At 58.6% G+C, this 15,390-nt stretch carries 11 protein-coding genes; 2 read left to right on the top strand and 9 right to left on the bottom strand.

Annotated features, from left to right (window positions below; translation table 11 throughout):
• Positions 1 to 11 precede the first annotated feature (11 nt).
• Positions 12 to 1,427: a tyrosine-type recombinase/integrase gene (locus tag BN1969_RS00665; protein ID WP_050622533.1), complete on the top strand. Its 1,416-nt coding sequence runs from the start codon at positions 12 to 14 to the stop codon at positions 1,425 to 1,427.
• Between the two features lie 136 nt (positions 1,428 to 1,563).
• Entirely contained in the window at positions 1,564 to 2,169 is a 606-nt protein-coding gene (fic, locus tag BN1969_RS00660; RefSeq protein ID WP_050622532.1) for a protein adenylyltransferase Fic, read from the top strand.
• 650 nt (positions 2,170 to 2,819) lie between these two features.
• Here the strand turns inward: fic and BN1969_RS00655 are convergent.
• From BN1969_RS00655 to typA, 9 genes are all read right to left on the bottom strand, one after another.
• Positions 2,820 to 3,674, bottom strand: a complete 855-nt coding sequence (locus tag BN1969_RS00655) for an alpha/beta fold hydrolase (protein WP_050622531.1) — start codon at positions 3,672 to 3,674, stop codon at positions 2,820 to 2,822.
• 13 nt (positions 3,675 to 3,687) lie between these two features.
• Positions 3,688 to 5,217, bottom strand: a complete 1,530-nt coding sequence (locus tag BN1969_RS00650; protein WP_050622530.1) for a serine hydrolase domain-containing protein — start codon at positions 5,215 to 5,217, stop codon at positions 3,688 to 3,690.
• 33 nt (positions 5,218 to 5,250) lie between these two features.
• A complete protein-coding gene (locus BN1969_RS00645; protein WP_050622529.1) occupies positions 5,251 to 6,546 on the bottom strand; it encodes an SLC13 family permease in 1,296 nt (431 codons plus the stop codon).
• 2 nt (positions 6,547 to 6,548) lie between these two features.
• The gene (locus BN1969_RS00640) at positions 6,549 to 8,402 is read right to left on the bottom strand and encodes a sigma 54-interacting transcriptional regulator (protein ID WP_050622528.1); all 1,854 of its coding nucleotides are present in this window, start codon (positions 8,400 to 8,402) and stop codon (positions 6,549 to 6,551) included.
• A 136-nt stretch (positions 8,403 to 8,538) separates the two neighbouring features.
• Positions 8,539 to 9,747 carry an MFS transporter gene (locus BN1969_RS00635; protein WP_050622527.1) on the bottom strand — a complete coding sequence of 403 codons (1,209 nt, stop codon included), beginning with the start codon at positions 9,745 to 9,747 and terminating at the stop codon, positions 8,539 to 8,541.
• A 308-nt stretch (positions 9,748 to 10,055) separates the two neighbouring features.
• Entirely contained in the window at positions 10,056 to 10,496 is a 441-nt protein-coding gene (locus tag BN1969_RS00630) for an Hsp20/alpha crystallin family protein (protein ID WP_050622526.1), read from the bottom strand.
• Between the two features lie 207 nt (positions 10,497 to 10,703).
• Positions 10,704 to 11,825 carry a hypothetical protein gene (locus BN1969_RS00625; RefSeq protein ID WP_050622525.1) on the bottom strand — a complete coding sequence of 374 codons (1,122 nt, stop codon included), beginning with the start codon at positions 11,823 to 11,825 and terminating at the stop codon, positions 10,704 to 10,706.
• A gap of 56 nt (positions 11,826 to 11,881) precedes the next feature.
• Positions 11,882 to 13,342 carry a hypothetical protein gene (locus BN1969_RS00620; RefSeq protein ID WP_050622524.1) on the bottom strand — a complete coding sequence of 487 codons (1,461 nt, stop codon included), beginning with the start codon at positions 13,340 to 13,342 and terminating at the stop codon, positions 11,882 to 11,884.
• A 102-nt stretch (positions 13,343 to 13,444) separates the two neighbouring features.
• Complete coding sequence (gene typA, locus BN1969_RS00615; protein WP_050622523.1) at positions 13,445 to 15,271, bottom strand: translational GTPase TypA; 1,827 nt, start codon at positions 15,269 to 15,271, stop codon at positions 13,445 to 13,447.
• Positions 15,272 to 15,390: the final 119 nt, after the last annotated feature.

Raw genomic sequence — 15,390 nt, 5'->3', positions numbered from 1 at the left:
GAGGAACAACCGTGGCGTCAATTATCAAACGTAAAACCAAATATTCCGTTGTTTATACCTATACGGACAGCAATGGCGCCAAGCGCCAAAAATGGGAAACCTGCGGCTCCCATGCGGAAGCCAAGAAGCGAAAAGCGGAAATTGAGCATCAGCTAGACACCGGAGTGTTCATCCCGCCCAGTGCCGACACCCTATCCGATTTTCTGGACGAATATGTATCCCTCTATGGTGTCAACACATGGGCCCCCTCTACCTTTGATGGACATACGGCGCTGATCAGCAACTACATCAAGCCCATCATCGGAGATGTGAAGCTGGATGACATCAGCCCCAGAATGATAACTAAATTCTATAAAGACCTCCAAACCGTGAAAGCAGTTCCCCGGTACGGGCAGCCCGAGGGGGAACTTATCTCCCCCAATACGATACGGGAGATACACAAACTCCTGCGGAATGCGTTCAATCAGGCGGTAAAGTGGGAGCTGATGGCAAGGAATCCTGTTCAGAATGCCACCGTTCCCAAAGCCGAGAAGCATGAGCGGAATATTTGGGACGCTCAAACACTGATGAAAGCGTTATCCCTCTGCGATAACCCATTCCTCGCCCTGGCGATCAATTTGGCCTTTGCCTGTTCCTTGCGAATGGGGGAACTGCTGGGCCTGACATGGAGCTGTGTGGATATTAGCCAGGACAGCATAGACCATGACTGCGCCTATATCTATATCGACAAAAAACTTCAGCGGATCTCTAGGGAATCACTGGCACAGATCGGGGAAAAAGGTATCATGTTTAAGTTTCCCACGATGCGAGGGTGCAATTCCACTGTACTGGCCCTGAAAGAGCCGAAGACCAAGACAAGTGTGCGGAAGGTATTTCTGCCCAGGGCGGTAGCGGAAATGCTGGTAGAGCGCAGAAAAACGATTGATGAACTGAAAGAATTGCTGGGGGATGAATATAGAGATTATGACCTTGTATTCGCCAGTACCCAGGGGACCCCTACCGAAGCAAATTACATCAACCGGGCCTTTGACAAACTCATCACGGAAAATAATCTCCCCAAAGTGGTATTTCATAGTCTCAGGCACACCAGCACGACCTACAAACTTAAACTCAGCGGTGGCGACATTAAAGCTGTTCAGGGTGACACCGGGCACGCACAGGCCACAATGGTCATGGAACGGTATGCCCATATCTTAGACGATGACCGCCGTGTAAACGCCGCAAGATTCCAGAAAGAGTTTTATGGGGGTGGCAGCACAGCGGAAACCGCAGCGGTGACTGAGTCTCCCGTGGAACAGCAGCCCCCGGCACCAGACCCGCTTCAAAACCTTGACGCAGCAGCCAAACAGCAGTTGCTTCTCAAACTCCTTACAGAATCCCCGGATATGGCGGCGCTTTTGACAGCCCTTGCAGGAAGAAGCGCATAATAGAGACGGACAGGAATGAGTACCATTCCTGTCCGCTTTTACATAGTTGTGTTCGGCGCTCTTTGATTGCCCGGAAAGCTAATTTGTGGTATAATATGGACATAAAATCTGTTGCTAATACGAGGGGGTGTCGCTTATGGCATTGGAGAATAAGCTGGGTATCACCGACTCCACTGAACTGGCAAAGGCGGAGGAACGGATCAGCAAGACAAAAGCACTGGAGATGTTTCAGCAGGGTCTGCTGGACACATTTGAAGTCGGTACGTTCCGGGGACTTTCCCAAATCCATAAATATCTGTTTGATGAAATATACGACTTTGCGGGACAGGTTCGCACAGTGAACATCGCCAAGGGCGGTTTCCGTTTTGTCCCTGTCCTCTATCTTACCTCGGCCCTGGAAAACATCAGCAGGATGCCGCAATCCACGTTTGATGAGATCATCGCAAAGTATGTTGAAATGAACGTGGCCCATCCTTTTCGTGAAGGAAACGGACGCAGCACCCGCTTATGGCTGGACGCTATCTTGAAGAAAGAACTGCGTCAGGTCGTGGACTGGAGCAAGGTAGATAAAGACGACTACCTGTTGGCGATGGAGCGCAGCCCAATCAAGGACACCGAGATCAAGCTACTCCTAAAGGCCGCTCTAACCGATCAAATCAATGATCGTGAGGTTTATATGAAAGGCGTGGATGCCAGTTACCGCTATGAGGGCTACAACACCTACAAGACCGGCGACATTTGAATTGAACTGGTTGCCATTGATGTTGCAAAGATGAGATGTTTTGAACGCTGAACCGTCAAGCGATTTTTCATCCCCTTGCTAATTGCTTGCTAATTGCGGCCCTAAAAAATGGCCGTGATTAGCAAGAAAACGTGGCAAATTGTGAGTGATGGGATTTGAAAAAAGTGAGTGTTTGCAAGGGTTTGCGGGGTGTTGTGAGTGTCCGTCACAACCGCGCTGGACCTTCTCCTAAGCGGTAGGTCGGAGGTTCGACTCCTCTCGGGCGTGCCACGTCGGAGCAAGCGCCATATCGCTTGCTCCGACTTTTTTAAAGTCAGAGCGCACTCATTCTGCTGTTTCTCGCTTCCAAACCGGACTCACTTCGTTGGGCGCTGGTTTGGTGCCGCCCTGCGGGCGGCTATTTTTCCTTTATGACAGAAATATCGGTTTAACCGCCCTTGCACGGCGGGGCAAGTTCCGTATCGCCTGCGCGGTCTTTTTGTGCCCTTGCCCCAAAAGACGGCATCCGTCCAGTCCCTCACACCAACATTCATGTGACCGTTTATTGATATTGACGCGTCCCCTTTTCAAAGCCGGTAGCCGCATCTCTCTTTATCGTATCAGTGTCCGGGGGCAGTACGCCGCCCCTGCCAGCAGGAGAGAGCGCTGGATTACAGAAGACCCCGCTCCTGACAGAAAGCCATAATATCCCCCACATAGTCCTCCCTGCACTTAATGGGAAGGTCAACATGGTCCACCCCCTGGTGGAGTACCAGCTTGGAGCCTTTCAGGGCCCTGAGAGTGCGGAGCATCAGTTCGGGGCTGCTGATGTTGTCCTCGGTCCCGCCCATCATAATGGTGGGGACAGTGATGCGGCCCAGCACCTGGGCAAGCTCCTCCTCTGTCTGAACTTTTGCAAAGGGTTTCCGGGGATTGAGAACAGCGGACTGGGCGGGCATGTTGGTCCAAAACTCCACAGTCTGCTCTACCGCTTTTTTGGCCTCTCCGCCGATGACGGGGTCAGACTCCAGAGGAACAAACGCCTTGGCACAGTAAGAGGCCTGCTTTTCCGCATAGGGGACCCAGGTCTCCCGGCTTTTCGCTGCGTTGATGGTGTCCATGCGGGCAGAGCCGGTTGGCTTGCCGTCCTTGAGATGGGGACCACTCCCGCTGGCAAAAAAGCCCCGCAGGCGGTCCGGGTGGTTCATGCACAGATGCCAGCCAATGCCGGCACCGTGGGAGTGGCCGGTGTAAAAAAATTTTTCTATCCCCATGGCATCGGCAAAATCCACTACGTCCTGAGCCCATACGTCATACCAGTCGTCTCCCAGGTCCTCTGTGACCATGGAGGAGGGGGCATAGCCCCGAATTCGGATGATGAAGGCATGAAAGCCGCAGCGGTCCGCCAGATCCTTGGTATAGTAGATATGGCTGTTGACAAACTGCTGCGCCTGGATGAGATAGCGGTCTCCCCGACCGAATTCTTCATAGTAGAGTGAAACATGGTTCAGATTCAGAATGGGCATAAAAGGTTCCTCCTCAGTTTGCAGATTGACGTTTTCCCTCGATTTGATGATCTGGATAGGGCCAGGGCCGCATGGGAATGCGGCGGCGGCAGTGGCTCATTCGCTCCATGTTGGATTCTACAACAAGGCTGAGACGCTGGCCGTTGAAACGGCAGTAAAATGTATTGTAGTCCATCCAATCTGTGGAGCGGACCTGAAAGATGAAGCAGAAATCAGAGGCCCAGCCGCCGCTGACCCAGTGCCGGACCGGACCCGTGTGAAACATCATGTTCAGCCGTTCGTTTTCCCTGGGCATGGAAAGAAAGGCATCATTGGCGATCCAATCCCCATGGAGACCGACCTGAAGAGTACAGGATTCCTGATCCGTTTCCAGGGAAATATGGGGCTGTCCCTCCCGCAGGGACAGAGAGAGGGTGCGCAGATGCCAGGGGTTCTCCTCCAGCACATAGACGCAGCCGTAGTAGTCGTCCAGAAAGCTGGGCTGTGCCGCTGTGCGCGGAGCGCAGGACCAATGGGACAGATAGGACTTGAGACGGGCGGATTCTCCATGGTCGGGGACGGCTTGGGGCTGTATGGCTGAATAGAGGGTATCCCAGAGGATGGCAGGGATCAGACCGCTGTCCTCCTCAATGGCGTTGCAGACGATGGCCATTTCCTTGTCCGGGAACAGAAAACCGAACTGACTGCGGCCGCCGTCCAGGCGGGCTCCCTCCCGGGCGTTGCGCCAGAGCTGGAAGCCGTAGCCTGCCAGCTGGTCGCTGTGCATGAAGGAGATAGAGGAGCAGCGCCGGGTAGGGACCTGGAAGGAGACAGCTGCCCGCACCAGTCGGGCGTCCAGCAGCTGTTGTCCATTCCAATTGCCCTCCTGAAGATAGAACAGGGAGAGCTTGGCGAAACCTTCCGCAGTACACATGGTGCGGGAGCCCTCCAGCTCCCCGCGCTGGGTCTGTTCCACAGTGCAGTAGATGCCCAGGGGCTCCAGAAAGCGGGGGCGCAGGAAGTCCAGATAGTTGATGCCGGAGACTTTCTTCACGATCAGGCCCAAGATGTGGGGGACACCGTTGTTGTAGAGAAAATGGGTGCCGGGTTCAAAGTCCAGAGGCTCCTCCAGAAAGGCGCGGACGCTGTTGGTGCTGTTGAGCACCGGTCGGAAGGTGTCCCGATCATGGCCGGTGGTCATGGTCAGGAGATGGTAGACGGTGATGGATTCCATCCTGGGGGTGACTGTTTCGGGCAGATCTTCCGGAAAAAGCTGAGTCAGGCGTGTCTTCAGTGAGACCAGTCCTTCCTGAATGGCGAACAGAACAGCTAGGCCGGTGAGGGCCTTGGCAGCGGAATAGATGCGCCGGGGGGTGTCGCCCTGATAGGGACGGCGGTTGGCACCCAGCAGTTGAAAGCCGTTGCGGAAGATGTACAGACTGTGGAGATCGACATCCAGGCGGTCCAGCTCGGTCAGAAACTGCAGGATCGCACCGCTGGGAACGCCCTGGGAATCAGGGGAGGCGGTATGGAAGCGGCCTTCCAAATAGGGGACATAGTGCAAGGTGGTCCCCCTCCTTTCTGCGGCTGTCCGTCGTTAACCGACCAGACGAAAGCCGCCTAGAATTGCGACAAAAACAAGAACTGCGGAAAAAATGGGGGCGAGGATGGTCTGCTGCCGGATCAGCCTGCGGCGGAGGGACTCATCACTGCAGCCGGTGAGCACGGCGGCGCCCCCCTGGGAAAAGGGGCTGATGCTGCTGGCGGTCAGGCCCATCTGCATCCCGCAGTAAATGGTCCCCACTGGCATACCGGAGGCAGAGGACAGGGCGGAAAGCAGAGGAAGCATCATGGGAACCACCACGCCGCCTGAGACGAAAAAGCTGAGCACACACATGACCAGCACTACCCCAGGCAGGATCCAATGGGCGGGGATGGTGTTCTGGAGCAGATCGGACAGATAGCTGACGACCCCCATGGAGTTGGCCAGGGCCATGTACATGCCGGTCAGGGAGAGCATCAGCAGGGTGTCCCAGGGGATGCGCGTCTGAACTACGCGGTGATAATCCGCAGTTTTCAGAAGCACGTTCAGCGTGATGCCGATGACCGCAAGAAACTGAAAGCTGCAGTAGGTGCTGATCCACTGGGTCACAGGATTGGGGAACAGCAGCTGGACTGCGGCAGGCACCACGATCATAGCGATGATGCCGAGGATGATAAAGAGAGTCTGCCGCTGCCCAGTATCAAACGGGGCCGGTCTGGTGAGAGAGACCGCCGAGGATCTGACCCGCCAGCCCCTCAGGAGAACAAACATTGCCACATACAGAATGGTGTAAAATATTCCGCGGAAGGTAAAGAAGTCCACCACATATCCCGAGGAAGTGGAGAGATCGAAGTAGATCTCCAGCTGTCCCACATTGGTAGCATACCCGGAGGTCCAGGGCATGCTGCCACCCACCATGGAGGAGGTCCAGAGCGCCACGGATACCAGGAGCGGATCGATGCCCGCCTGGAGAGCCAAACTGAAGCAGATGGCAGACATGAAGAAGGGAGCGGCCCCACCAGCACCCAGACCGGCCACAATGGCGGACACGCCGAAAAACAACAGACCCAGAAGCCAGCCTGCCCCCCGACAGGAGTAGAGCAGATGTTCCGCCACTTTTTTCAGTGTCCCGTTTTCCTGGGCAAAGCCGAAGAGAAATGTGGCCACCATAAAGTTAAAAAACAGGGGCACTGGAAAGAGGGCGACCACGCCGCCGGGGGTCAGACCGCCTGCTGTGGTGCCCAGCAGAAAGGCAAAGCTGAGCGAGATCAGGCCAATGTTGATGTTCAGCCTGGTCCCCAGGATTAGGGCAAGCACGATAAAAACAAAAAACAGGATCGTATTGAGCAAGCTTACATCCCCTTTCGCTCCAGCATCCGATACAAGGTGGCGCGGCTGATGCCCAGCAGTTCGGCGGCCCGGAGCTTGTTGCCGCCGCTGAGGGCCAGGGCTTCCTCCAGCGTATAGCGGCTGCGGAGGCTCCCACCGGCGGCGGAAAGCCCCCTGTTTTCCTGAATATAGGTCTCCACCAGCTCCGGACCGATCTCATCGGAGTCGCTGATGACGCTGACCCGGCGCACCATGTTCTGGAGTTCCCGGATGTTTCCGGGCCAGTCATAACGGAGCATGGCGGCTTTGGCTTGGCTGCTGAAGCGGAGATAGCGTCCCGCCCGCTCCGAGGTCTCGGAGAGAAAGGCGTCGGCCAGCAGGATAATGTCCCCCTGGCGCTGGCGCAGAGGCGGGATACACAGTCCCAGCACATTGATGCGGAAGTACAGATCTGCCCGGAAGGTGCCCTCCCGGACCATAGAGACCAAATCACGGTTGGTGGCAACAATAATGCGGATGTCAATGGGAATGGGAGTCTCAGCACCAATACGGCGGATGCTGTGCTCCTGCAGGACACGCAGCAGCTTGCCCTGCATGGAGGGAGAGATCTCACCGATCTCATCCAGAAAAATAGTTCCGGTATGAGCACACTCGAACAGGCCCCGCTTGCCGTCCCGGCTGGCTCCGGTAAAGGCTCCCTTTACATAGCCGAACAACTCACTTTCCAGAATGCTTTCTGGGAGGGAGGCGCAGTTGACAGCCACAAATGGCATGTCCCGCCGGCGGCTGGCCCGATGAATTCCCTGAGCAAACATTTCCTTGCCTACACCCGTCTCCCCCTGGATGAGCACAGTCTCGTCCACCTTGGAGTAGCGCAGGGCCAGCCTGAGCGCCTGCGTCATGCAGGGGCTGTTCCCCAGAATGTGGTCAAAGGAATAGACAGCCTGATTTTCCTTGGTGGTGAGCGTACGGCGGATACTGACCTCGGAGCTCATGACCGTATTTACGTCCTGAAAGATGACCGACACACCCTCCAGCGTGCCGTCCCGCTTCCGCAGGATGGGCTCCGCATGGTAGAGAAAGATTCGGTCTTCCAGCTTGGCGATTTGATTAAGATAGGGACGGCGAGTAGAGATGACGTCAGCGATGCGGCTGAACTGGGGACAGACGTCATCCACAGAAAAGGCGACTGCATTGAGCTGGTCCAGCTTCAGATATTCGCTGGCCAGCCGATTCATCATCAGGATCTCACCCAGGCAGTCCACCGTAATGGCGGCATAGATAGAGGACTCCATCATGGGGGTCCCGGTCTCGGATTCATCCTGCCGCTTTTCCAGATAGGACTGGGCCAGAGAGATGGCCTTTCGGATCTCGGAATCCCGGGTCTTGATGAGTACAGTCGGGATCCCGTACTGCTTGGCGATCCTGGCCTGATAGTAGCCCCCCACCAGTACATCGATGTCCTGGACCTTCTCCAGCTCATGGGGGATCTTTTCCGGGGACACAGTAGGAAGCCATACCAGATCAATGGAGAGCAGGTCCCGGACATAAAACACATCCTTCAGAACTCGGCGGAAGCCAAAGATAGCGATGCGCTTTCCCAGCTTAGATGCCTCCAGCAGAGCGTCCATAACGTCCTCCGCCTGCAGATCCACCATAATTACGGGGACATCCACACTCTGGCGCACGATTTTTGCAAACATGCCGAAGGCGATCAGAACTTTGGCGCCCTGGGCTACTTGGCTGCGGGATACCTCCTCAAGATCCTGGGTATTGGAGAGGACCACCTGGCAGTTGGCAGGGGATTCCCGCAAAATATTCTGGACCTTTTCGGCGGCCAGCAGGTCCGAGGCAATGAACGTAATGTCTGAGTGCATATCCCATCGCTCCTTTATTCGTTTCGGCGTTGCTCCGGGAGGGGGAGGACACACGCAGCTGAGCCGCCCCCAAGCCCGTGGGTGAAATATAACGATTATACCACAGCCCTGACCGAAATGCGGGGGAGCGAAACAGTCAGGCAGTCCTTTCCTGCTTTTCCAATCTGGACAAAATTACCACAGCCAGGGCAACGGCCAGGACCACAGGGACGACAAAGGCGGCAAAGCCCACACGGTAACCGAACACAGCGCACAGCACGCCGCCCACCGTGGAGGCCAGTGCAGAACCGATGTCCATGCCCAGGTAGTTGGTGGAATTTGCAGCGGCCTTCCGCTCCGCAGGAACGGTGCGCATAGAGATGGTCATCAGTACGGGAGAAATGCCATTCTGGCCGATTCCGATCAGGATACCGGAGATAATGAACCAGGTCAGATCCTGGGCAAAGGCGAGACACAGGAGGCCTGCAGAGAAGAACAGGCCTGCGGGGATCAGGGTGGCAATGGGTCCCTTCTTGTCGAGGAGAATGCCGAGGGCGGGGCGGGCGACCCAGCCCATGAGAGAGGCGGCGGTGGCAAACACGCCGATATTGGCGATCCCCAGCTCCTCCAGGGCAAAGGCAGCCATAAAGACGGTGATACCGGTCCGGGTGCCCTGAAAGGCCACATTGATGATCATGGGGGAGATGGCTTCCTTGGCAAACAGGTTGTTCAGCTTCAGGCCGCCGAACATGGACTGGCCGGGCAGGCGCGCTGGGACCTTGGTGGGGGCGGTGAAGCACACCAGCACCAGACCGAAGGCGGAGATGGCGGTAAAGACCAGCAGCATGGAGGCATAGCCCATGTACTCGGCCAGGGCAAAGGCCACAGGCTGGGAGACCGCAGAAGCGATCATCTGGGAAATCATGAAAAATCCCATGGCGGTCCCCAGATCCTCCCGGGGAACATACTCACTGACGATGACGGCGGTAATAGTGGAGATAAAAGTCCAGGATACGCCGTGGATAATTTTGGCCGGCACTGCAAAGGCGGAGTTGTCCATGCTCAGCGAATACATGAACACAGCCAGGGTCAGGGCCCCCACTGCAGCGATGTAGATCAGCTTTTTGTTGCCGCGGTCGGTAATAGGGGCAGAGAAGGGGCGGATGATGAAGGCGGCCCAGCTCATGGCGCTGGCAATGAGGCCAATAGTGGTCAGGTCCATGCCGGCCAGCCGCCAGCCTGCGCTGGTGACAGAGTTGGTCATAGAGTGGGTGATGCAGATGACCGTGTACGCCACAAAGAGCATAATAAAGTTCTTGTTGGCGATCTGGAAGAAGGTCTTCTTCTGCGGAACAGCATTACTCATTCAAATTTCCTCCCATTTTATAGTTTGTTTTGGAATTCCATAGATTAATACAAGCAAGTTCTGTGCCAACTTAATTTTATTAAAAATTACGGGGAAACGGCAGAAAAAAGGGGGGTTTTTAGAAATGATGCTGTCTCAAAAGTGTTTCATATCTGTCTCGCGATACAAAAAAGAGGACCATCAGCAAATTTGAAAGGCAGGAATATTTGGCTTGAACTGCCCGCTGCCCCGTACAGAAAAGAGAAGCTTGGTGCCAGAGCAAAAAAATGCCCCCGCTGTGTACACAGCGGGGGCATTTCGGAGAGAACTTATTCAATGGCAATGCGGTTTTGAGTGGGCAGGGTCTGCTGGTCCTTCTTGGGCAGGGTCAGCATCAGGATGCCGCTGTCATATTTGGCATTGATCTCCTCGGGCTGCACATCGCCCACATAGAAGCTGCGGCTGCAAGTGCCGCTGTACCGCTCCTGGCGGATGTAGCGGCCCTCCTGGTCCTTCTGGTCCCGGTCCAAGCCCTTGGCGGCCTGAATGGTCAGATAGCCGTTTTGCAGCTCCACGCTGATCTCATCCTTCTGGAAGCCGGGCAGGTCGATATCCACCTCGTAGTGGTCCCCGGTCTCCTTCACGTCGGTCTTCATCAGATTCTTGGCGTGCTTGCCGTATAGGGGATTCCGGGCGCCGAACAGGCTCTTCTCCCAAGGCTCATCAAAGAATTCATCCAACAGGTTCTCACCAAAAATGCTAGGCAACATAAGTCATTCCTCCATTCGCGATCCTTATTTCGTGCCTGCCGGGGGACCTCTCAGGTCCCCCTCTTTCTTGGTACGCCCTTAGTATAGCACTGAAATTAGCACTGTCAAGCAGAGAGTGCTAAAATTCATAAAGTGTTCACAAGATATTGCAAAAAAAGACATAAACAGAACGAAAATGGAAGAAATATTCCGAAAAAGTTGGGGTGGTCAGAGGGGAGGCAGGGGAAACCCCTGCCCCTGGGCGCGCTGGAGACCAAGCTCCATCAGGCGGCGGTCCGTGTCCAGGGTGGCGGGATAGGGCCAGCGGGGCGCACAGCGCTGGAACTGACGCCAGGACAGCAGGGCGGCCTCCGGGTCCCGCTGGGCCAGCAGAGCCCAGAGGAACTCCATGCGGCTGGTGGAGGGGGTGAACTTCCGGGTAGCCTTGCAGTAATGGAGAAGGGCAGGGGTGCGGAGGGGGGCCAGCTCCTCCTGGGAGCGGCCCAGGAGCAGGGAGCAGGAGAGCAGATCCACCGTCAGGTCCCACCGCTGGATGTCCAGCAGGCCAGAGGGGACGTCCAGCAGGGTTCGGAAAGCGGCTTCCGCCCCGGACAGGTCCCCCTGGTCCATGAGCCGGCTGGGGAGGAAGGATAGGGCGGCGGCGGTAAAGGGGTCCTGGGGCTCCAGGTCCTGGGGGAGCTGGAACCAGCGGGCGGGCTGGTCCCGGAGGGGGATGCCCCGCTGGAGGAGGGCGTGGCACCGCAGCTGGAGGGCGAAGGTCCGGCGGGCCTGGGGGCTGCGGGAGAGCAGGTGCAGGTTGAAGCCGTCGTTGGCTACCCCGTCCATGGAGAGAGGGATGAGGTTGACGGCCCCCAGAAACAGGCCGGCAGCTGCAAAGATCAGCAGGAAGACCGGCCAGGGAAAGGGGAGGAGAAAGGCGGTCAGGGCCGCCGCCAGGGCGGAAAGCAGATTGGCCAAGCCGCCCCCAAGATTATAAAGCCGGAAGGGGACCTCGTCCCCGTCTGGGGGCTCCAGCAGGCACTGGCCGCCAGTGCCGGGGAGGTAGAAGCGGCGCAGGACCAGGCGGCCATTCTGGCGGAGCAGGGTGAAAGAGCCCACCCGGAAGGAGAGGAAGCGGTAGCCGGAGAGCAGGCCGCAGACCAGGTGACCGCCCTCGTGCAGGATGGCCTGGAGCCAGAAGGAGAGGATCAGGCAGGCCAGGGAGGGCAGCAGGACAGTCATTCCATAGGGGTCCAGAGCCCACATGAAGAAGTAGCCCCCTGCGGCCCCCAGAAGGGCGGCAGGGATAAGGACAGCCAGCTTCCGCCAGGGGACGGTGTGCCGCTTCAAACGATCAGTCCTTTCTGTTGTGACATGTCGAAAAAATACAAATAGGAGAGAAAAGCTCACCCCTCCGCCCAGTCCTCATAGGGCACAAAGGTAAATGAGATGTCCCAAGGCTGCTGGTGGTAGACCAGATAGACGATGTCTCCCTTGCCTGCCATCTCATTGGCGGTGAACTGGGGAAAGGGGACCAGGGGCAGGGTGATCTGGCTGGCGCCTCCGTCAGCCTGGGCGCGGGCGGTGTCCAGCCGATGGACCCAGACGGCAGCGTTGCAGGCATACACTGCCACCAGCAGGACCCCAGCGGCGGCAGCCGCCCGATTCAGGCGGGTGAGGGGCCGCAGGCCCTCTGCCCGGGCACGTCGGAAGAGCACTGACGCGGCCAGGCACAGAAACAGGTAGCTGGAGAAGAACATCCGGGCGTTCACCGGGGAGACCACCAGCATGGGGCCGGTGACCACCAGCAGGGAGGCCACCCAGAACCAGAGCTCCCGCCTGTCCGCGCCGCCCCGCCACTCGGCCGCCAGGATCAGCCAGAGCAGGGCCAGAGCCAGGCCCAGCCAAAGACATTCCTCCCGGTACAGGTCCCGCCGCTTCAGCACGACCAGAAGGCGGTCATAGCCGATGTAGAGGTGGAGGGGGAGGAGGAGGCAGGCCCACAGCCTCCAGCGGGGGCAGCCCTGCCGCCGTACCAGCCACAGCAGCAGGAGGCTGATGGTCAGGCAGAGGGGAATGGGGCGGAGGAGGACCTCGGTAAAGATGACAGGCAGGTTGTCCCGGGCCAGATCCAGCCCCACCCCCCGCAGGCCGCTGTCCACCTGAGCGAAGACGGAGTTGGTCATGCTCAGGGCCAGCCCGGCCCAGCTGCCTGCCAGCAGGGCGGCCCGGAGAGACGGGGCGGGCAGGAGGCCCCGGAGGGCGGGGACCAGTCCGGCCAGAGCCATAGCGGAGGAGAGGAGGACCAGATAGGCGGTATTGTGCTCGGTGAACAGACCGATGGACAGGGAGAGGAGCAGGACGAGGGGCCAGCGGTCCGGCCGCCCCTGGCGGAGCAGGAGAAGCAGGGGGAGCAGGAGCAGGGTGGGGGCCAGATAGTTGGCCCAGGCCGCAGACCAGCTGTACACCTGCTGCCAGATGCCCCAGGGGGCCCATACCACCAGGAAGAGGGCCAGGGCAAAGGATTCCCGGCCGCCTGCCGGCCCGCCCTGGAAGAAGCGGGAGAGGAGCAGGGTGAGTCCCAGCATCCCGCCCCCCAGGATCAGCACCCGGAGGGGCCAGAGGGGGGAAAACGCCAGCTTGCCCAGGATCAGCCCCAGCAGGTTGCCCAGATACCGGCCGTTGGATGGGACGCCCAGCACCACGCCCTCCTGGGGGATGGGGCGGACCAGCAGGAAGTCCTTCCAGGAGGCGAAGTCCCAGTAGATGAAGTAGCAGTCGTCGCACTCAGGGACGAAGAGGAGGGCGAGGAGCAGGAACAGGGCGGCGGAGAGCAGCACGTCCCAGCGCCGCCGGCGGGTGGTCATGGAGAGGCCTCCTTTCGGGGGATGAAAAAGCGGCCCCAGCCGCCGGTCAGGCCGGGGGAGGGGCCGTTTGTTCGCTTTGGGTGTTCTGGCGTGGAAGGGGGATCACTTCTGGCCGCCCTTCAGGGCCTTCATCCGGTCGCCGTGGTCCAGGATGCGCTTGCGCAGCCGGAGGTTCTCCGGGGTGCACTCCAGCAGCTCGTCGTCAGCCAGGAACTCCAGGCACTGCTCCAGAGACATCTGGCGGGGCGGGATGAGGCGCAGGGCGTCGTCAGAGCCGGAGGCCCGCATATTGGTCAGCTGCTTTTTCTTGCACACGTTGACGGAGATGTCCTCTGCCTTGGGGGTCTCACCCACGACCATGCCGGCGTACACCGGGGTGCCGGCGCCGATGAACAGCACGCCCCGCTCCTGGGCGTTGAACAGGCCGTAGGTCACTGCCTCGCCGGTCTCGAAAGCCACCAGGGAGCCGGTGTTCCGGCGCTGGATCTCCCCCTTCATGGGGGCGTAACTGTCAAAGACGGAGGCCATGATGCCCTCGCCCTTGGTGTCGGTAAGGAACTCGTTGCGGTAGCCGAACAGGCCCCGGGCGGGGACCAGGAACTCCACCTTCATCCGGTCGCCCACGGGGGTCATCTCCACCAGGTCGCCCTTGCGGGAGCCGATCTTCTCCATCACCGCACCCACACAGTCAGAGGGCACATCCACTACCAGGCGCTCGATGGGCTCGCACTTCACACCATCGATCTCCTGATACAGAACACGGGGGGGAGAGACCTGGAGCTCATAGCCCTCTCGGCGCATGGTCTCGATGAGAATGGACAGGGACATCTCACCCCGGCCGGCCACGTTGAAGGCATCAGTGCTGTCGGTCTCGGTCACCCGGAGGGAGACGTCCTTCATGGTCTCCCGGATCAGCCGCTCCCGCAGCTGGCGGGAGGTGACGAATTTGCCCTCCCGTCCGGCAAAGGGGGAGTCGTTGACGGAGAAGGTCATTTCAATGGTGGGGGCGGAGATCTTCACGAACTCGATGGGCTCCACCGCGTCGGGGGCGCAGATGGTGTCCCCGATGGTCACGTCGCCGATGCCGCTCATGGCGATGATGTTGCCGGCGGTGGATTCGGTGACGGGGACCTTGCCCAGGCCGTCGAACTCATACAGCGCGGTGGCCTTGGCCTTCTTGGGGGCGGCGTCGGGGTCGTGGTAGTTGCACACCGCGATCTCCTGGTTCTGCTTGATGGCGCCCCGCTCGATGCGGCCGATGGCGATGCGGCCCACGAACTCGTTGTAGTCGATGGAGGAGACCAGAATCTGGAAAGGGGCGTCCACGTCCGCGTCGGGGGCGGGGATATACTCCAGAATGGTGTCGAACAGGGGCTTCAGGTCGCTGCCCGCCACATCGGGCTGGACAGAGGCCGTGCCCTGACGGCCAGAGCAGAACAGCATGGGGGAGTCCAGCTGCTCCGGGGTGGCATCCAGGTCCAGCAGCAGCTCCAGCACCTCGTCGATGACCTCGTACACCCGCTGGTCGGGGCGGTCGATCTTATTTACTACCACGATGACCCGGTGGCCCAGCTCCAGGGCCTTGGACAGCACGAAGCGGGTCTGAGGCATGGGGCCCTCCGCGGCGTCCACCAGCAGGATGACGCCGTTGACCATCTTCAGGATGCGCTCCACCTCGCCGCCGAAGTCGGCGTGTCCCGGAGTATCCACGACGTTGATCTTCACATCCTGATACTGAATGGCGGTGTTCTTGGCCAGGATGGTGATGCCCCGCTCGCGCTCCAGGTCGTTGGAGTCCATAACGCGCTCCACCACGGCCTGATTTTCCCGGTACACGCCGGACTGCTTGAGCATCTCATCCACCAGAGTGGTCTTGCCATGGTCAACGTGGGCAATTATGGCAATATTTCTCAGTTTTTCGTTCTTCATCATTTTTCCTCCTACCAGCAATATGGCAAGACCACTCGGGGCCCCATCGCCGATGGGGCGCGCCGAATGGCGCGTACAAGCTTTTGTCCGGAAGAAAAAGCTTGACGCAGGCGGAATTT

The sequence above is a fragment of the Clostridium phoceensis genome (genome assembly GCF_001244495.1).
Classification (GTDB): Bacteria; Bacillota; Clostridia; order Oscillospirales; family Oscillospiraceae; genus Lawsonibacter; species Lawsonibacter asaccharolyticus.
The sequence above is the reverse complement of the archived record's forward strand: the minus strand, read 5'-3'. Positions and strand labels throughout refer to the sequence as shown.